The organism is Curtobacterium sp. VKM Ac-2884 (assembly GCF_015350945.1).
GTDB lineage: Bacteria > Actinomycetota > Actinomycetes > Actinomycetales > Microbacteriaceae > Curtobacterium.
In genome coordinates this window covers 220,414-238,815 of record NZ_JADKSA010000002.1, presented here as the reverse complement: position 1 = coordinate 238,815, position 18,402 = coordinate 220,414, and the positions used below count along the sequence as shown (strand labels likewise).

The following is an 18,402-nucleotide window of genomic DNA, read 5'->3' as shown; positions in this document are numbered from 1 at the left end:
CCGGCGAAGCGTCACGCTGCGAGGACGAACGCGCTCCGCACTTGTTCGCCACCAGTACCCGTCGAACGTGCCCGCTCGCGAAGCTGTTCTGCCGCCGCTGCGGTCAGGTCCAGCAACGAGCTCTCGAGTGCGCCCGCCACCGCTGCCAGCATCTCGCTCGAAGGCTCCTTCCGCCCCCGTTCCATCTCCGACAAGTACTGCGGCGACACCCCTGCACGACGAGCAACGTCGTGCAGGGTGTCCCCGCGGCCACGGCGACGAGCGCGGAGCTCTTGTCCCACGACGTCACGCCAGAGCGGCTCGGGATTGCGGGATCTCATGATGCGAGCCTGGCAGTGTTCCACGTGAAACGTTCGGACTTGCCGTTCGCTGATCGTGAACGGCAATCAGCTGAACGGCTCCGCGCCCCGTATCGGGCCGAATCCCCTCTCGCTGACCCCAACACCCGTACCGGGCCTGCGAAGCCCGCTACGGGCCGCACAGCACCGTCGGCGAGCCGTCAGGACGAGATGTCCCTGATCCCGAGCTCGGACAGGATGCGATTGAGGTCCTCGCCGTTCGCGAAGTCGATGGTCACGGAGCTCTTCCGCGCCCCCACCGCGATCTTGACCCGGGTGTTCAGCCGGTCGCCGATGCGCTCGGCAAGGTCGTTGAAGTGTGCTTGGTTCTTCGAGGGCTGCGGGGCCGTCTTCGGCGGAGTCTTCGTCGCCAACTGCTGCGCGATCGCTTCGGCAGCGCGCACCGACAGGTCCTCGTTGACGATCTTCTCGGCGAGGTACTCCATGGCTTCGGCGTCCGGGGCAGCAAGGATCGCGCGAGCGTGGCCGGCTGACAGCACACCGGCAGCGACCCGGCGCTGCACGGGGGAGGGGAGCCGGAGCAGACGGATCGTGTTGGTGATCTGCGGACGCGAACGGCCGATGCGCTGACCGAGCTGTTCCTGCGTGATCCCGAAGTCCGCCAAGAGCTGCTGGTACGCCGAAGCTTCTTCGAGCGGGTTGAGCTGCGCCCGGTGCAGGTTCTCGAGCAGGGCGTCCCGGAGCATCGCGTCGTCCGGCGTCTCCTTGACGATCGCCGGAATCGTCGTGAGCCCGAGCTCCTTGGTCGCCCGGAGGCGACGCTCACCCATGATCAGCTCGTACTGCGGCTCCGTCCCCGCAGCCCCGGGGATCGGGCGGACGACGATGGGCTGCAGCACGCCGATCTCACGGATGGAGTGGACGAGCTCCTGCAACTCCTCTTCGCGGAACTCCTTACGCGGCTGCTGCCCGTTCGGGATCACGTCCAGCGGGTTGAGGTTCGCGAGTCGGGCTCCCGGAACCGCGACGAGTTCGTCCGCGGTGGGTGCGGACGCCGGTGACCCACCGGTCGGGAAGAACACGTCGACCGGGCGGTCCTGCTGGTCCGTCGCCGTCGGGATGAGCGCGCCGATGCCGCGTCCGAGTCCGGTTCGCTTGGGTGCCATCAGTCTTACGCTCCTCGTGCTGCGATCTCGGCGGCCGCTTCCAAGTAGGAGAGCGACCCGGTGGAGTTCACGTCGTACGCGACGACGCTCTGTCCGTAACTCGGCGCTTCACTCACCCGGACGGATCGGGGGATCATCGCCTTCAAGACCTGGTCACCGAAGTGCTCGCGCACGTCGTTCGCCACCTGGTTCGCCAGGTTGGTCCGACCGTCGTACATGGTGAGCAGGATCGTCGAGACCCGGAGGTTCGGGTTGAGGTGCCGCTCGATGAGCTCGATGTTGCGCAACAGCTGGCTGAGTCCCTCGAGCGCGTAGTACTCGCACTGGATGGGGATCAGGACTTCCTGCGCCGCCACGAAAGCGTTGATCGTGAGCAGGCCAAGGGACGGCGGGCAGTCGATGAACACGTAGTGGTACGGCTCGTCCAGCGACTGGAGGTACAGATCGAGCGCCGTGCGCAGCCGCTGCTCTCGAGCGACCAAGGAGACGAGCTCGATCTCAGCACCCGCGAGGTGGATCGTCGCCGGGACACACCAGAGGGTGTCCGACTCGGGGGACCGCTGCACAGTGTCGGCCATCGCGGCCTCGTCGACGATGACGTCGTAGATGCTCGCGACTTCAGCCTGGTGGTCGACGCCCAGGGCCGTTGACGCGTTGCCCTGTGGGTCGAGGTCGATCACGAGCACCCGTGCGCCACCGTGGGCGAGCCCGGCGGCCAAGTTGACGGTCGTCGTGGTCTTTCCGACACCGCCCTTTTGGTTCGACACGGTGATGATCCGCGTCTTCGGGGGCAACGGGAACTGCTGCGTCGCGATCGCACGGCGCCGGCGGTTCAGGTCGGCGATCTCGCGAGCAAGCGGAGTCGACGCGTCGTAATCGGTCGATGAGCTCAACGAGTGCCTCTTCCCCGGTTCGATGTTTCACGTGAAACGTGGAGCAGCATGGGATCAGTTGTCCCGATCCGAGCCGCAGGGTCAGTCAACTGTAGCCCGGAAGACGCGCGTGGTCTCTGCGACCACACCGTCCCCGAGCTCGAGGACCTCGACGTCCGAGAGGTGCTGGCGCAGGATCACCTTGCGTGCCTTCTCGATCTCGTCGTCGACTCGCGCACCCTTCATCAGGATGAGCTGCCCACCCGAACGGACAAGCGGAACCGTCATCGGGATGAGCTTCGACAACGCACTGACTGCTCGCGCCGTGACCTGGTCGACCACGATGTCGTCGGAGACGTCCTCGGCGCGGCCACGGACCACTGTCACGTTCGACAGGGCGAGCCGGCTCGCCTCGCTGGTGAGCCAGTCCACTCGACGCTCCATCGGCTCGATGAGCGTGAAGTGCACGTCCGGACGGGCGATCGCGAGCACGAGGCCGGGCAATCCTGCACCCGAGCCGACGTCGGCAACCCGGCCACGGGCCTCCAGGAGGGGCGCCAGCAATGCAGAGTTGAGGATGTGTCGCGTCCAGAGTCGAGGCAACTCGAGCGGGCCGATCAGGCCCAGCTCCTCGCCCCGGCGAGCCAGCTCGTTCGTGAACAATCGAGCCGTTTCGATCTGATCGCCGAAGAGCGCGGACGCAGCTGCAGGCTCAGCCTCGAGCACCGGAGCAGCGTCCGAAGGTGCGGGAGCGGTGTCCGCGGACACCGACTCGTCCGTCATCGGGTGACGACCGTGTGGCGGTCCCGACCCTCACCCTCGGACTCCGAGTGGAAGCCCTTCTCAGCGACAAGGTCGTGGACCAGCTTGCGCTCGTACGACGACATCGGGGGGAGTGCTGCGGACGACGATCCACCCTCGATGCGCTCGACGGCGGTGTCGACCAGTCGCTGCAGCTCGTCCGCACGAGCGTCGCGTGAGCCGCCGACGTCGAGGATGAGCCGGCTGAACTCGCCCGTCTCCGCCTGGACGGCGATGCGGGTGAGTTCCTGCAGCGCCGTGACGGTGTCCGGCTTCGAGAGGACGCGGAGCGCCTCGCCGTCGTCGGTGACCGACAGGTAGACGCGACCGGCGCGCTCCTCGATCTCGATGTCTCCGTCGAGGTCGCAGATGTCGAGGAGTTCCTCGATGTAGTCCGCAGCGATGTCGGCCTCGTCACGGGCGTCCTCGTCCGGGGCCTCGGTGGTGTCGACGGCTGCGGCGGTGTCCTGCTCGGTCACTTACTTCTTCCCGTTCTTCTTCGAGCGCTGCTTGCCGACCGGCTGCGAACGCTGGGTGGTGACGCGCACGGCCTCGATCTCGGCAGCACCAGCACCGGCACCGGCCTCGGCGAGCAGCGGGTTGGCGATCCCACGACGCTGGGCCTTCTTGGCCAGGCGTGCCTCTCGTGCCAGGGCCGCCTCGGAACCGGGCGTCGGCATGCTGCGGATGACGAAGTACTGCTGCGCCATCGTCCAGACGTTGGAGGCGAGCCAGTAGAACATGACGCCGAGGGGGAAGCTCAGACCCGAGATCACGAAGACCAGCGGGAGGATGTACAGCATCATCTTCTGCTGGCGGTACATCGGCGACGCCTTGGTCTCCGGCGACATGTTCTTGGCGACGAGCTGCAGCTGCGTGATGAACTGCGAGGCCGTCATGACGACGATCATGAAGCCGGCGATCGCACGCACTTCCCACCCGGAAGCGTTCGTGAACGTCTCGTGCAGGGGGGCACCGAACAGGGCCGCGTTGCCGAACGACGCCGCGAGGTCGTTCGTGAGCAGGCCGATACCGGTCTTGTTGATCTGCGCTTCGTGCAGCACTGAGTACAGCGAGAAGAAGATCGGCATCTGCAGCAGCAGCGGCAGGCAGGAGCTCAGCGGGTTGGTACCCGTCTCCTTGTAGAGCGCCATGGTCTCGCGGCTCATGGCCTCACGCGAGAACTGGTCCTTCTTGCCCTTGTACTTGTCCTGGATCTTCTTCAGCTGCGGCGCGACCTCGAGCATGCGGCGCTGCGACTTGATCTGCCGCACGAAGATCGGGATCAGTGCGGCGCGGACCACGAAGGTCAGGAAGATGATGGAGAGGACCCAGGTGATACCCGCGCCCGGGTCCATGCCGATGCTCTCGAAGATCCAGTGGAAGCCGACGAGGATGGCGGAGACCACCCATTTGAGCGGCCAGAGGATCGTACCGATGATGTCCATGGGGACGGCTACGCCTTTCGAGTGCGCTGGGGGAGCAGGACCGGCCGGGCCGTTCCGACCGCGGGGTGCGGCTGCTGCGGGATCGGCGCGAGGACGAACCCGAACCGGTTGACGACGAACGGGCGACGACGTTCCGTGACGTCGTCGATCCCGCCTGCAGCCCAGGGGTTACAGCGAGCGATGCGCCAGGCGCCCATCGCGGATCCGCGGACGACGCCGTACTGCTGGATCGCTTCGAGGGCGTACCGGGAGCACGACGGGTGGTACCGGCAGACGTTGCCGTACAACGGGGAGATCACTGCACGGTAGGCGCGGAGCACGACGACGCACACGTTGCGTGGGAGCAACGCGGCGACCCAGGCCAGCCGGGTCCACAGGGTGCGGTTCATGCTGCCTTCTCCACCCCGCGCGCGAAGGAGCGCACGACGTCTTCGAGCAGGGTAGGCCATCCGGCCTGCGATGCGGCTGGCAGTGCGCGCACCACCACGTCGTACCCCACGGGGGAGTCGTCGAGGATGCCGTGCGCGATCGCCTTGAGCCGCCGCCTGATCAGGTTCCGGGTCACGGCGTTGCCCACCGTCTTCGCGACGATGAAGCCGAACCGTGACGGTCCGGTGGGGTCCGTCGAACGACGGACCACGGACACGACGACGTGCGCCGTGGCGCTCTTGCGACCACGACGCACGACGTTCCGGTAGTCGTCCCCGCGGACGATGCGGTTGGCGCTGGCCAACACTGCGATGCCGGGGTCAGACCGAGGACCGGATCAGGCGGTGAGCCTGATCAGGCCGAGAGCTCGGTGCGGCCCTTGGCGCGACGCGCCGACAGGATGGCGCGGCCGGCACGCGTCCGCATGCGGAGGCGGAAGCCGTGCTTCTTGGCGCGGCGACGGTTGTTCGGCTGGAAGGTGCGCTTGCTCATGATCTCTCCACACGGCTGCTCGCGGCGAGCCGTCACGTATGTATGTGTCATCGCTCGGTGTCGAACGACGCAGATGGGCGCGACCAATCGGCCGCAGTCAACTGGTTAACGGTACGTGACAGCAGCGAGCAGGTCAAACGCCGGTCGGGCCGGCCTCGGTGCCGGAGGCGTCGAGGACACCGCTGCGGTCCATTCTCCACATTGGGGACAACTTCCGTTCGGTGCCACCCGGCCCGGTCCTTTACAGTGGGGTCATCGATCGGCCCCGCGCCCCGGTACGACAGGGAAGTACTCCTGTCCGACGGATCCGGGCGGTCGTGGACAACACTGTGGACAACCCTGTGGGAACACGCGCGGTACGAGGCGTCGACGAAGCCCCCGAGACCCCGACGAACCGCCGGCGCACGACACGGTCCGCTGAGTGCCACACCCCGCGGCACTCCGGCACGTCCGACCCAGCAGGACGCACCCCGGTCCGGCACCGAACGCACGACACACACCTGGAGACGAGCGCGACATGACGATGCCGGCCGACCCCGTCGAGGACCTCTGGTCATCCGTACTCGGAATCCTCAGCGAAGACCCCCGCATCACGCCGCAGCTCCACGGGTTCCTCAACCTGGTCGAACCGAAGGGCGTCCTCGCCGGCACCCTGTACCTCGAGGTCCCCAACGACCTGACCCGCGGCATGCTCGAGCAGCGGATCCGCATCCCGATCACCGAGGCCGTCGCCCGCATCGGTGACGACTCGGTCGCGAACTTCGCCATCACGGTGAACCCGGACATGGCGTCCGAGCCGCGCGTCGACCCGAACGTGCCGGAGTACGCCGAGCCCGTGCAGGAAGCGGTGGAGCAGAGCGCTGCACCCCGCCAGTACATCGAGGCCCCCTTCGTGCCGAGCCAGATCGACTCCCCGGGCACGAGCGGCCGGCCCGAGTCGCGGCTGAACCCGAAGTACAACTTCGACAACTTCGTCATCGGCTCGTCGAACCGCTTCGCCCACGCCGCAGCGGTCGCTGTGGCCGAGGCTCCGGCGAAGGCCTACAACCCGCTCTTCATCTACGGCGACTCCGGACTGGGCAAGACCCACCTGCTCCACGCCATCGGGCACTACGCCGAGAGCCTCTACCCGGGGATCCGCGTCCGGTACGTGTCGAGCGAGGAGTTCACCAACGACTTCATCAACTCGATCGCGAACAACCGTTCGAACCAGTTCCAGCAGCGTTACCGCGACATCGACATCCTGCTGATCGACGACATCCAGTTCCTGCAGGGGAAGGACTCCACGCAGGAGGCCTTCTTCCACACCTTCAACACGCTGCACGACCACAACAAGCAGGTCGTCATCACGTCCGACGTCGCACCGAAGCACCTGACCGGCTTCGAGGACCGCATGCGCTCCCGCTTCGAGTGGGGTCTGATCACCGACGTGCAGGCGCCCGAGCTCGAGACACGCATCGCGATCCTCCGCAAGAAGGCGCAGTCCGACCACCTGCAGGTGCCGGACGACATCCTCGAGTTCATGGCGTCGAAGGTGTCGAGCAACATCCGCGAGCTGGAGGGGACGCTCATCCGCGTCACGGCGTTCGCGAGCCTGAACCGGACGGCCGTCGACATGGCCCTGGTGCAGACCGTCCTCAAGGACCTGATCACCCTCGACGAGGACAACGTCGTCGCGCCGACGGACATCATCAACCACACCGCGGAGTACTTCAAGCTCTCCGTCGACGACCTGTACGGCTCGTCCCGTTCGCAGGCGATCGCCACCGCGCGACAGATCGCGATGTACCTGTGCCGCGAGCTCACGAGCCTGTCGCTCCCGAAGATCGGGCAGCTGTTCGGCAACCGCGACCACACCACGGTCATGTACGCGAACAAGAAGATCACCGAGCTCATGAAGGAACGCCGGTCGATCTACAACCAGGTCACCGAGCTCACGAGCCGCATCAAGCAGGACCGCCGCTACCGCTGAGATCGGTACGTCTCCGGGCGCATCCACCATCTGAGACGGTTCCATGGGCCGGAGTTCTCACAGTGTGGATAGCCTGTGGATAACTGTGGAGGACACGCCGCCCGGTTGTTCACAGCGAGGGGGCCTCCTGTGGAAACTGGGGATGGAAGTGGATAGATGAGATTCATTCATCCCGACGTCGCCCACAGACCGCCCACAAGTCACAACCGTGTAGTTCCCTACGGCCGAGCGGCATGCACAGGGTTATCCACAGTGTGCACAGGCGTTAACACCATTACTCCTGGTTAACGATCCATCTCCGCGGGACAACCTTGTGGACGGCGGGATGACAAGAAATCCGGCCCACGTCCGCCTGTGCCAGAATGGGGCGGCCGGACAGTCCAAGCCGATCGACAGGGGTTCCAGCTGTGAAGTTCGAGGTCAACCGGGACGTCTTCTCCGAAGCCGTCTCCTTCGCGGTGAAACTCCTCCCACAGCGCACGACCCTCCCGATCCTGTCGGGCGTCCTGATCCACGCCGACGGCGATCGTCTGACGCTCTCGTCGTTCGACTACGAGGTCTCGGCGCAGACGTCCATCTCGGCGCAGATCGACGACCCGGGCACGGTCCTGGTCAGCGGTCGCCTGCTGAACGACATCGCGAGCCGACTGCCGAACGCCCCCGTGACCTTCACGACCGAGGACTCCAAGATCTCGGTCTCCTGCGGATCGGCGCACTTCACGCTGCTGTCCATGCCGGTCGAGGAGTACCCGACGCTGCCCGAGATCGGTCCGCAGACCGGTGTCATCCCCGGCGATGCCTTCTCCGAGGCCGTGTCGCAGGTCGCCGTCGCCGCGAGCCGCGACGACGTCACCCCGGTCATCACCGGCGTCCAGCTCGAGGTCGGCGACAACGACCTGTCGCTCATCGCCACGGACCGGTACCGCGTGGCCGTCCGCACCATCGCGTGGGACTCCGGCCGCGTCGGCTCGGACCCGCTGCACGCCCTCGTCCCCGCCCGCACCCTGCAGGAGGTCGGACGCACCTTCGGGTCGGCGTCCACCGTCTCCGTCTCGATCAGCGGCAACTCGGACCGCGAGCTCATCGCGTTCCACGCCGACGACAAGACGGTCACCTCCCTGCTCATCAAGGGCAACTACCCGCCGGTCCGCCGGCTCTTCCCCGAGAACGTCAACGACCACGCGGTGATCAACACCGCGGAACTGGTCGAAGCCGTCCGACGGGTCTCACTCGTCCTGGAGCGCGAAGCAGCGCTCCGGTTCTCCTTCACGGTCGACGGGCTCACGCTCGAGGCGATCGGATCCGAACAAGCGCAGGCGTCAGAGTCGATCAGTGCGTTGCTGACCGGAGAGGAAACGGTGGTCTCGCTGAAGCCCGCCTTCCTCCTCGACGGACTGAACGCGGTGCACTCCGAGTTCGTCCGCATCTCCTTCACCAAGACGGAGAACCCCAACAAGCCGGGCCCGGTGCTGATCACCGGCCAGACTTCGCAAGAGGCTGCCGCGACCGATGGATACCGGTACCTGCTGCAGCCCAACCTGCTGCTGCGATAGGCGCAACAGGAACACTGCGCTGACGCACCAGCTGCGGCCTCAGCGCGACGACGAAACAGAAGAGGAAATCATGCACATCGGTCTTGTCGGCCTTGGTCGCATGGGCAACAACATGCGTGCCCGTCTCCGCAACGCAGGGATCGAGGTCACCGGTTACGACGCGAACCCCGCCGTCTCCGACGTCGCGAGCCTCGCAGACCTGGCGGGCGCCCTGCCCGAGGGTCAGCGACTCGTCTGGGTGATGGTGCCGCACGGCAAGATCACCGACGACGTCATCACCGAGCTCGCCGGCGTCCTGAACGAGGGCGACCTCGTCATCGACGGTGGCAACTCGAAGTGGCTCGACGACACCACGCACGCCGAGCAGCTCGGTGCGCGCGGCATCCGCTACATGGACGCCGGTGTCTCCGGCGGCGTGTGGGGCAAGGACAACGGCTACGGCCTCATGGTCGGCGGTGACGTCAAGGACGTCGAGTTCGCGATGCCGGTCTTCGACGCACTGCGCCCCGAGGGCCCCCGCGAAGAGGGCTTCTCGCACGCCGGTCCGATCGGCGCGGGGCACTACGCCAAGATGGTCCACAACGGCATCGAGTACGCGATCATGCAGGCCTACGGCGAGGGCTACGAGCTCCTCGAGGCCAAGGACCTGATCACCGACGTCCCCGCCGTGTTCGCCGGGTGGCAGCGCGGGACGGTCGTCCGTTCCTGGCTGCTCGACCTCATGGTCCTGGCCCTCAACGAAGACCCGAAGCTCGACGAGCTCGAGGGCTACGTCGAGGACTCGGGCGAGGGCCGTTGGACGCTGGAAGAGGGCATCGAGCTCGCCGTGCCGATGCCGGCGCTCTCGGCGTCGATCTTCGCCCGCTTCGTCTCGCGTCAGGGCAGCGCGTCCCCGACGATGAAGGCCGTCGCGGCGCTCCGCAACCAGTTCGGCGGTCACGCCGTCAAGAAGTCCTAGGACCACCCGGGGAAACCCGGACTCGGCCCGCGTGCACGTCGACCATCTCCAACTCACCGACTTCCGGAACTACCGGGAGGCGGACGTCGACCTCGCACGCGGGCCGAACCTGTTCGTCGGGCGGAACGGACAGGGCAAGACCAACCTGGTCGAGGCGATCGGGTACCTGTCGACGCTCGGTTCGCACCGGGTCCCGACGGATGCCGCGCTCGTCCGTCAGGGCTGCGACGCCGCGATCGTCCGGGCCCGCCTGGCGCACGAGGACCGCAGCATCCTCGCCGAGGTGCAGATCAACCGCACCGGAGCGAACCGTGCGCAGGTGAACCGGTCGGCGATCAAGCCCCGAGAACTCCCGCGCTACTGCACCTCGGTCCTCTTCGCTCCCGAGGACCTCGCCCTGGTCCGTGGCGAACCGGCCGGTCGGCGACGCATGCTCGACGAGCTGCTCGGCCAGATCGCACCGCGGATGCAAGGGGTGCTGGCCGACTACGACCGCACACTCCGCCAGCGGAACACCCTGCTCAAGTCGGCCCGTGCCACCGGCGCCAAGGCCAACGCCCTGTCGACGCTCGACGTCTGGGACGACCGCCTCGTCGGACTCGGTGCCGAGATCGTCGCCGCGCGCGACCACCTGACCCGCCGGCTCGCACCGTTCGTCGCCGAGGCGTACGCCACCGTCGCGGGCGAAGACCACGATGCCTCCATCGCCGGTGTGCTCTCGATCCGTGGCGGCGACCCGGAGGCCGCCGCGGCGACGGACCCGGTCCTCGGTACCCCCGACGAGCCGGTGAGCGTGACCGCCGCAGCCGAGGCGTTCGCGGCTGCCCTCGAGCGGCGTCGTCGCGACGAGCTCGACCGCGGGTTGACCCTCGTCGGGCCGCACCGGGACGACGTTCTGTTCCAGCTCAACGGGTTACCTGCCCGCGGGTACGCCAGTCACGGAGAGTCCTGGTCGTTCGCGCTCGCGATCCAGCTGGCGAGCGCGTCGATCCTGCGGGCCGAGTCGAACCTCGGTGACCCGATCATCATCCTCGACGACGTGTTCGCCGAACTCGACGAGTCTCGACGTGAGCGCCTCGGGAACGCCGTGGCCGACTACGAGCAGGTCCTCATCACGGCAGCGGTGTTCGGCGACGTCCCCTCGCAGCTGGCCGCGCACACGGTGCGGATCGAGGCGGGCACGATCGTGACCGACGAGGCGGACGCCAGCCGGGCCTCCAGGTCGACCACGGACGAAACCGACGCGACCGACGAAACCGACGCGATGGACCACACCGACGCGACCCCGCCGGAAGCCGACGCCTGATGCCCCGGCCGTGGAAGCCGACCGAGCCGTCGCGGCTGTACCGGCACCTCCGAGCCGTCTTCGGCGACCCGTCGAAGCGCGGGGTCGACGCCCGCCGCCGTCGCTCCCGCGAGTTCGACGCCGACACCGTCCCGTACGGCCGCGGCCGCGAACCCCGAGGGCTCGGCGACGTGGTCGGATCCCTGGCCAACGAGCTCGGGTGGACCGAACCCCTGGCCCGCTCGGAGCTGTTCGTGGACTGGCCGAGCGTCGTCGGTGAGGAGCTCGCGAAGCACTCCACGCCGGTCACCATCGACGACGGTGCGCTGGTCATCCGGTGCGACTCGACGGCCTGGGCGACGCAGCTCCGACTCATGCGTGCCAGCGTCACGACGACCATCGCCGAGCGGCACCCGGAAGCCGGGGTCGAGTCGATCCGGGTTTCAGGGCCGGACGTCCCCACCTGGAAACGCGGCCCCAGGACGGTCCAGGGGCGCGGTCCTCGCGACACCTACGGTTGAGCCGACGAAATCATCCTGTGGTGCCAAAAAAGCCCGCCTGTGGGCCGGATGAGCCCTCGAAAGAGGGGCCTCTGCGGTAGACTGGGAGGTGCAGTGCGCGGGCGTTCCGCGCGCAGGCAGGAGCACGCTCGACATGGCATCAGAATCTGAAGACGACCCGCAGAACCCGCTCGACGCGGAGACCCCGCAGAGCGAACCGTCCTACGGAGCAGACCAGATTCAGGTGCTCGAGGGGCTCGAGGCGGTCCGCAAGCGTCCCGGTATGTACATCGGTTCGACGGGGCCCCGCGGTCTGCACCACCTGGTCCAGGAGATCGTCGACAACTCCGTCGACGAAGCCCTCGCCGGGTACTGCGACACCATCGACGTCACCATCCGTGAAGACGGCGGTGTCCGCGTGGTCGACAACGGCCGTGGCATCCCGGTCGGCATCCACGCGGCCGAGGGCGTCTCGACCGTCCAGGTCGTCCTGACCGTCCTGCACGCCGGCGGGAAGTTCGGCGGCGGCGCGTACGCGGTGTCCGGTGGTCTGCACGGTGTCGGTTCCTCCGTCGTGAACGCGCTGAGCTCCGAGCTCGACGTCGAGGTCCGACAGCAGGGCCACGTCTGGCGCCAGAGCTACACCGACGGCGTCCCGGTCGCACCGCTGACCAAGGACGAACCGTCCGACGAGCACGGCACCACGATCACCTTCTGGCCGAACGCCGAGATCTTCGAGACCGTCGTCTTCGACTACGAGACCCTGCGCACCCGGTTCCAGCAGATGGCCTTCCTCAACAAGGGCCTGCGGATCAACCTGCGCGACGAGCGCACCCCGGAAGAAGGGGAAGAGGCGCGGAACGACTCCTTCATGTACGAGCGTGGTCTCGCCGACTACGTCGAGTACATCAACGCGCAGAAGAAGGCGGACCTCGTCCACCCGGACGTCATCGGCTTCGAGTCCGAGGACACCGAGCGCAAGATCGCGCTCGAGGTCGCGATGCAGTGGAACACCTCGTACCAGGAGAGCGTCCACACCTTCGCGAACACGATCAACACGCACGAGGGCGGCACCCACGAAGAGGGCTTCCGCGCGGCCCTGACGTACCTGGTGAACAAGTACGCGCGCGAGACGAAGATCATCAAGGAGAAGGACGACAACCTGACGGGTGACGACATCCGTGAAGGGCTGACGGCCGTCATCTCCGTGAAGCTCGGCGAACCGCAGTTCGAGGGCCAGACGAAGACGAAGCTCGGCAACACCGAGGCGAAGGGCTTCGTGCAGCGTGTCGTCGGCGCCGAGCTCACGCACTGGTTCGAGAGCAACCCGACCCAGGCCCGTGACGTCGTCCGCAAGGCGATCCAGGCGTCGCAGGCACGGCTCGCGGCCCGCAAGGCCCGCGAGACCACGCGTCGCAAGGGGCTGCTCGAGTCGGGTGGCATGCCCGGCAAGCTGAAGGACTGCCAGTCGAAGGACCCGACCCTGTCGGAGATCTTCATGGTCGAGGGCGACTCCGCCGGCGGTTCCGCCGTGCAGGGCCGCAACCCGATGACCCAGGCGATCCTGCCCCTGCGCGGCAAGATCCTGAACGTCGAGAAGGCGCGGCTCGACCGCGCGCTCGCCAACCAGGAGATCCAGTCGATGATCACGGCGTTCGGCGCCGGCATCGGTGAGGACTTCGACCCGGACAAGGCCCGGTACCACAAGATCGTGCTGATGGCCGACGCCGACGTCGACGGCCAGCACATCACCACGCTGCTGCTGACCCTGCTGTTCCGCTACATGCGGCCGCTCATCGAGCGCGGCTACGTGTACCTCGCGCAGCCGCCGCTGTACCGCCTGAAGTGGTCGAACGCCGCACACGAGTACGTGTTCAGCGACCGGGAGCGCGACGCCCTGATGCAGTCGGGCATCGCCGCCGGCAAGCGGATCCCGAAGGACAACGGCATCCAGCGCTACAAGGGCCTCGGCGAGATGGACTACAAGGAGCTCTGGGACACCACGATGAACCCGGACACCCGCACGCTCCTGCAGGTCACGCTCGAGGACGCCGCCGCGGTGGACAGCACCTTCTCGACGCTGATGGGTGAAGACGTCGACGCACGTCGCCAGTTCATCCAGCAGAACGCCAAGGACGTCCGCTTCTTGGACATCTGAACAGTCTCGACCCTGGCCTGGAGGCGCGGTGCCAGCCGCGCGCTCTGGTCCGGACCACCTGTGGTCGCGTCCACCGCGACGAACGTCACCACGGCCTCCCGGCCGTCAGAAAGGTAACGCAAGCCAATGGCTGACGACAACGAGAACGCCCCCGACGAGCAGCCCGAGATCGTCCACGGCGACAGCGGGGACATCGTCGTCTCCGGTGACCGCATCTCGCAGGTCGACCTGCAGCTCGAGATGCAGCGTTCCTACCTCGACTATGCGATGTCGGTCATCGTCGGCCGTGCGCTGCCCGAGGTCCGCGACGGCCTGAAGCCGGTGCACCGCCGCGTGATCTACGCGATGTTCGACGGCGGCTACCGTCCGGACCGCGCGTTCTCGAAGTGCTCCCGCGTCGTCGGTGACGTCATGGGGCAGTTCCACCCGCACGGTGACTCGGCGATCTACGACGCGCTGGTCCGTCTGGTGCAGCCGTGGTCGCTGCGCTACCCGCTCGCACTCGGCCAGGGCAACTTCGGCTCGCCGGGCAACGACGGCGCAGCAGCCCCGCGGTACACCGAGACCAAGATGGCGCCGCTCGCCATGGAGATGGTCCGGGACATCGACGAGGACACCGTCGACTTCCAGGACAACTACGACGGTCGGACCCAGGAGCCGGCGATCCTGCCGGCACGGTTCCCGAACCTGCTCGTCAACGGCTCGGTCGGCATCGCGGTCGGCATGGCGACGAACATCCCGCCGCACAACCTGCGCGAGGTGGCCGAGGGCGCGAAGTGGGCGCTCGACAACCCCGAGGCGACGCGCGAAGAGCTCCTCGCCGCGCTCATGCAGCGCATCAAGGGGCCCGACTTCCCGACCGGTGCGCAGATCCTCGGCACCAAGGGCATCCAGGACGCCTACCTCACCGGTCGTGGTTCGATCACGATGCGCGCCGTCGTCAACGTCGAGGAGATCCAGGGTCGCACCTGCCTCGTCGTCACCGAGCTGCCGTACCAGGTCAACCCGGACAACCTCGCGATCAAGATCGCCGACCTGGTCAAGGACGGCAAGCTGGCCGGCGTCGCGGACATCCGCGACGAGACCTCTGGTCGCACCGGCCAGCGCCTCGTGATCGTGCTCAAGCGCGACGCCGTCGCCAAGGTCGTGCTGAACAACCTGTACAAGCACACGCAGCTGCAGGAGAACTTCGGCGCGAACATGCTCGCGATCGTCGACGGTGTGCCCCGCACCCTGCCGCTCGACGGGTTCATCTCGGCGTGGGTCGCGCACCAGGTCGACGTCATCGTCCGCCGCACCCAGTTCCGCCTGCGCGAGGCCGAGAAGCGCGCGCACATCCTGCGCGGCTACCTCGCAGCGCTCGACGCCCTCGACGAGGTCATCGCGCTCATCCGTCGTTCGCCCGACGTCGAAGAGGCCCGCTCCGGCCTGATGGACCTGCTGTCCGTCGACGAGATCCAGGCGCGCGCGATCCTCGAGCTCCAGCTCCGTCGACTGGCCGCGCTCGAGCGCCAGAAGATCCACGACGAGGCCGAAGAGCTCGAGCGCAAGATCGCCGACTTCCAGGACATCCTGGCGTCGGAGACCCGGCAGCGCACGATCATCCGCGACGAGCTCGAGGAGATCGTCGACCGCTTCGGCGACGACCGTCGCACCGAGATCATGCTCGGCTACGACGGCGACATGTCGATGGAAGACCTCATCCCCGAAGAGGAGATGGTCGTCACCATCACCCGCGGCGGGTACGTCAAGCGCACGCGCAGCGACCAGTACCGCTCGCAGCACCGTGGTGGCCGTGGTGTCCGTGGTGCCCAGCTCCGCGCGGACGACATCGTCGAACACTTCTTCGTCACGACGACGCACCACTGGCTGCTGTTCCTCACCGACCAGGGCCGGGTCTACCGCGCCAAGGCGTACGAGCTGCAGGAAGCCGGCCGCGACGCCAAGGGCCAGCACGTGGCGAACCTGCTCGCGATGCAGCCGGACGAGCAGATCCAGCAGGTGCTCGACATCCGTGACTACGAGGTCGCGCAGTACCTCGTCCTCGCGACCGAGCACGGGCTGGTGAAGAAGACCGCGCTCACCGAGTACGACACCAACCGCACCGGTGGCATCATCGCGATCAACCTGCGCGACGGCGACAAGCTCCGGCAGGCGCTGCTCGTCGACGAGCACGACGACCTGCTGCTCGTCTCCCGACAGGGCATGTCACTCCGGTTCACCGCGACGAACGACACCCTGCGGCCGATGGGTCGGTCGACCTCCGGTGTGAAGGGCATGTCCTTCCGCGACGGCGACTCGCTCCTGGCCGCGCGCGTGGTGGCGGACGACGGCTTCGTCTGGGTGATGACCGAGGGCGGGTACGCCAAGCGCACCGCCGTCGACCAGTACCGCATCCAGGGACGCGGTGGTCTCGGCATCAAGGTGGCGAAGTTGGCGACCGACCGAGGTGACCTTGTGGGTGCTCTCATCGTCGGTGAGGACGACGAAGTGCTCGTCGTGCTGCAATCGGGCAAGGTGGTAAGGTCTGCCGTGGCCGAGGTCCCTGCCAAGGGTCGCGACACCATGGGTGTCGTCTTCGCCAGGTTCGCGGCGAACGACAAGATCATCGCAGTGGCCCAGAACACCGAGCGGAACCTGGTCGACCAGGACGACGCCGAGATCGAGCCAGCGGGCCCGGTGGAGACGGTCAGCCCTTCCGAAGCGGCACCGGACTCCACTGATCCCATCGACACCGAGCCCGTCGCGGACGAGGCCGGAGAGGACCAGTCAAGCAATGAGTAGTGTCGCCGAGAAGCTCCAGAAGAAGGCGAAGCGACCCGTCGGCACCCGCCAAGTGCGGCTGCGGCTGGTCTACGTCGACTTCTGGTCGATGGTGAAGCTCAGCTTCCTCATCGCCCTGGCCGGCAGCATCGTGATCGTGGTCGCCACGGCGCTGGTGTGGGTCATCCTCAACCAGACGGGCGTGTTCACGCAGGTGGACGCCTTGTTGAAGGACGTCACCGGTCAGAACAGTTACTCGATCATGGACCAGTTCTCACTGGGTCAGGTGCTCGGGTTCTCCATCGTCGTGGGCATCCTCAACGTGGTCGTCGGCACCGTGCTCGGCGCCATCGTGAGCGTCCTCTACAACCTCAGTGTTCGCATCACCGGCGGCTTGCTCGTCGGCTTCACGAACAACTGACACACCCGGGCCGGGTGAGCCGATCGCTCGATTTCGTTCTGCGAGATCCGTGGGGTAGGCTTTCATCCGGTCTGAGGGGCTATAGCTCAGGCGGTTAGAGCGCTTCGCTGATAACGAAGAGGTCCAAGGTTCAAGTCCTTGTAGCCCCACCAGTTCTTCGGAACACACGACAATTCCATCCCGCCGCCGATCACCTCGGTGGCACCCGGGGCCTTAGCTCAGTTGGTAGAGCGCCTGCTTTGCAAGCAGGATGTCGGGAGTTCGATTCTCCCAGGCTCCACTCCACTCCGGGATGACCCTGCTGCGGTCGTTCCTCTCTCCGCCGGGTCGTTCCGCCGTGCTGGCCTCGTGCCTTCGGCACTGGCCGCTCCGCGATGGCCGCCTCGGCGAGACGTCGAGCGTTCGTCGTCGTCGTGCATGCTCGGGGTCGGGCGGGTGCCGGTGCGCCGAGGTCTCGCGCCGCCGAGGTTCCGAGATCTCGGCATCTCGGGCGCTCCAGGGGCCGTCCGCGGAACCTCGGCGGGTGGCGTGCGGCACGTCGTGGAACCTCGGCGTCGGCCGACGGGCGCGGCCGCGCAGTACCGGACACGGGAACACCGAGCCTCGTCGCAGCGCTGCACCCGGGAACGACGAAGGGCCCCGGCGGAGTGCCGGGGCCCTTCGTACGAACCGTGGAGGTCAGGCGGCAGGCTTCTCCGCCGTGTCAGCGTCGTCGGCAACCCACAGGTCGTCGTCGGCGCGGAGCGTCTGGTACGCGGCGTACGCAGCACCAGCAACGGCGACGACGCCGACGATGATGAGTGCGACACCACCGAAGCCGATGCCCTTCTTCTGCTGCGACGGCACGTACTTCGCAGCAGCCTTCTTGGCCTTCTTGCCCTTCTTCTGGGCGTTCTTCACGATCTTCTTGACCCGGGGGTCCTTCGCGAGGTCGGTGACGCTCAGCACGGAGCCGGCGGTCGACACCAGCCCGGGGATGACCTCGGACTGGAACTTGTGCGAAGCGCTGTGTGCTGCGGACGTCGCAGCGTGCACCCCCGTTGCGACCGCGGGACGGATCCCGTTGTCGATCGCGTTCTGCACACGGGGGGCGATGTCCTTGCGGGCTGCGTCGGCTGCGTTCGACCGGGCTTCCGCCAGGATCGCGTTCGCGTGCTCGAGGACCTTGCGCTGCTCTCCGAGGAGCGAGGCGGTCTGGCCCTTGAGCTTCTTGATCTGCTTCCGACGCTTGCGCGGGATCTCGATCGTCGTCATCTGGTACCTCCATCGGATCGGCGTGACACCC

At 67.1% G+C, this 18,402-nt stretch carries 18 protein-coding genes and 2 tRNA genes; 10 read left to right on the top strand and 10 right to left on the bottom strand.

Going from position 1 to position 18,402, the window contains the following annotated elements; translation table 11 throughout:
* Positions 1-11: 11 nt before the first annotated feature.
* The 9 genes from ITJ60_RS05515 to rpmH all read right to left on the bottom strand — a co-directional run bounded on the left by ITJ60_RS05515 (position 12) and on the right by rpmH (position 5,507).
* Positions 12-320, bottom strand: a complete 309-nt coding sequence (locus ITJ60_RS05515) for a helix-turn-helix domain-containing protein (protein WP_123339541.1) — start codon at positions 318-320, stop codon at positions 12-14.
* Positions 321-499: 179 nt separating this feature from the next.
* A complete protein-coding gene (locus ITJ60_RS05510; protein WP_194647237.1) occupies positions 500-1,465 on the bottom strand; it encodes a ParB/RepB/Spo0J family partition protein in 966 nt (321 codons plus the stop codon).
* A gap of 5 nt (positions 1,466-1,470) precedes the next feature.
* Positions 1,471-2,358 (bottom strand): ParA family protein, encoded by an 888-nt coding sequence (locus tag ITJ60_RS05505; RefSeq protein ID WP_131845076.1) that lies wholly within the window; start codon positions 2,356-2,358, stop codon positions 1,471-1,473.
* 81 nt (positions 2,359-2,439) lie between these two features.
* Positions 2,440-3,120, bottom strand: coding sequence for a 16S rRNA (guanine(527)-N(7))-methyltransferase RsmG (gene rsmG / locus ITJ60_RS05500; protein WP_194647236.1), 681 nt, complete (start codon positions 3,118-3,120; stop codon positions 2,440-2,442).
* On the bottom strand, positions 3,117-3,617 hold the full coding sequence (locus ITJ60_RS05495) for a protein jag (RefSeq protein ID WP_194647235.1): 501 nt from the start codon (positions 3,615-3,617) through the stop codon (positions 3,117-3,119). Before ITJ60_RS05495 ends, rsmG begins: the two co-directional genes overlap by 4 nt.
* Entirely contained in the window at positions 3,618-4,586 is a 969-nt protein-coding gene (yidC, locus tag ITJ60_RS05490) for a membrane protein insertase YidC (protein ID WP_194647234.1), read from the bottom strand.
* An 8-nt stretch (positions 4,587-4,594) separates the two neighbouring features.
* On the bottom strand, positions 4,595-4,975 hold the full coding sequence (gene yidD / locus ITJ60_RS05485; protein WP_194647233.1) for a membrane protein insertion efficiency factor YidD: 381 nt from the start codon (positions 4,973-4,975) through the stop codon (positions 4,595-4,597).
* Positions 4,972-5,322, bottom strand: a complete 351-nt coding sequence (gene rnpA / locus ITJ60_RS05480) for a ribonuclease P protein component (protein WP_123339324.1) — start codon at positions 5,320-5,322, stop codon at positions 4,972-4,974. The genes yidD and rnpA overlap by 4 nt, the downstream gene beginning before the upstream one ends.
* Positions 5,323-5,369: 47 nt before the next feature.
* Positions 5,370-5,507: a 50S ribosomal protein L34 gene (gene rpmH / locus ITJ60_RS05475; RefSeq protein WP_022889115.1), complete on the bottom strand. Its 138-nt coding sequence runs from the start codon at positions 5,505-5,507 to the stop codon at positions 5,370-5,372.
* A gap of 517 nt (positions 5,508-6,024) precedes the next feature.
* Here rpmH and dnaA point away from each other — a divergent pair.
* The 10 genes from dnaA to ITJ60_RS05425 all read left to right on the top strand — a co-directional run bounded on the left by dnaA (position 6,025) and on the right by ITJ60_RS05425 (position 17,397).
* Positions 6,025-7,479 carry a chromosomal replication initiator protein DnaA gene (dnaA, locus tag ITJ60_RS05470; protein ID WP_111083682.1) on the top strand — a complete coding sequence of 485 codons (1,455 nt, stop codon included), beginning with the start codon at positions 6,025-6,027 and terminating at the stop codon, positions 7,477-7,479.
* A gap of 407 nt (positions 7,480-7,886) precedes the next feature.
* Positions 7,887-9,032: a DNA polymerase III subunit beta gene (dnaN, locus tag ITJ60_RS05465; protein ID WP_111083683.1), complete on the top strand. Its 1,146-nt coding sequence runs from the start codon at positions 7,887-7,889 to the stop codon at positions 9,030-9,032.
* A gap of 70 nt (positions 9,033-9,102) precedes the next feature.
* A complete protein-coding gene (gene gnd / locus ITJ60_RS05460; RefSeq protein WP_123292939.1) occupies positions 9,103-9,990 on the top strand; it encodes a phosphogluconate dehydrogenase (NAD(+)-dependent, decarboxylating) in 888 nt (295 codons plus the stop codon).
* 31 nt (positions 9,991-10,021) lie between these two features.
* A complete protein-coding gene (recF, locus tag ITJ60_RS05455; RefSeq protein WP_194647232.1) occupies positions 10,022-11,296 on the top strand; it encodes a DNA replication/repair protein RecF in 1,275 nt (424 codons plus the stop codon).
* Complete coding sequence (locus tag ITJ60_RS05450) at positions 11,296-11,796, top strand: DUF721 domain-containing protein (RefSeq protein WP_111083686.1); 501 nt, start codon at positions 11,296-11,298, stop codon at positions 11,794-11,796. Before recF ends, ITJ60_RS05450 begins: the two co-directional genes overlap by 1 nt.
* A gap of 133 nt (positions 11,797-11,929) precedes the next feature.
* Positions 11,930-13,933 (top strand): DNA topoisomerase (ATP-hydrolyzing) subunit B, encoded by a 2,004-nt coding sequence (gene gyrB / locus ITJ60_RS05445; protein ID WP_123292937.1) that lies wholly within the window; start codon positions 11,930-11,932, stop codon positions 13,931-13,933.
* 126 nt (positions 13,934-14,059) lie between these two features.
* Positions 14,060-16,717, top strand: coding sequence for a DNA gyrase subunit A (gene gyrA, locus ITJ60_RS05440; RefSeq protein ID WP_216834274.1), 2,658 nt, complete (start codon positions 14,060-14,062; stop codon positions 16,715-16,717).
* Positions 16,710-17,117, top strand: coding sequence for a DUF3566 domain-containing protein (locus tag ITJ60_RS05435; RefSeq protein ID WP_027466922.1), 408 nt, complete (start codon positions 16,710-16,712; stop codon positions 17,115-17,117). The genes gyrA and ITJ60_RS05435 overlap by 8 nt, the downstream gene beginning before the upstream one ends.
* A gap of 75 nt (positions 17,118-17,192) precedes the next feature.
* Positions 17,193-17,269, top strand: a tRNA-Ile gene (locus tag ITJ60_RS05430).
* A 55-nt stretch (positions 17,270-17,324) separates the two neighbouring features.
* Positions 17,325-17,397, top strand: a tRNA-Ala gene (locus ITJ60_RS05425).
* Between the two features lie 398 nt (positions 17,398-17,795).
* On the opposite strand, the gene ITJ60_RS05420 is transcribed toward ITJ60_RS05425, so the two are convergent.
* Positions 17,796-18,371, bottom strand: a complete 576-nt coding sequence (locus ITJ60_RS05420) for a hypothetical protein (protein WP_123339322.1) — start codon at positions 18,369-18,371, stop codon at positions 17,796-17,798.
* Positions 18,372-18,402 lie beyond the last annotated feature (31 nt).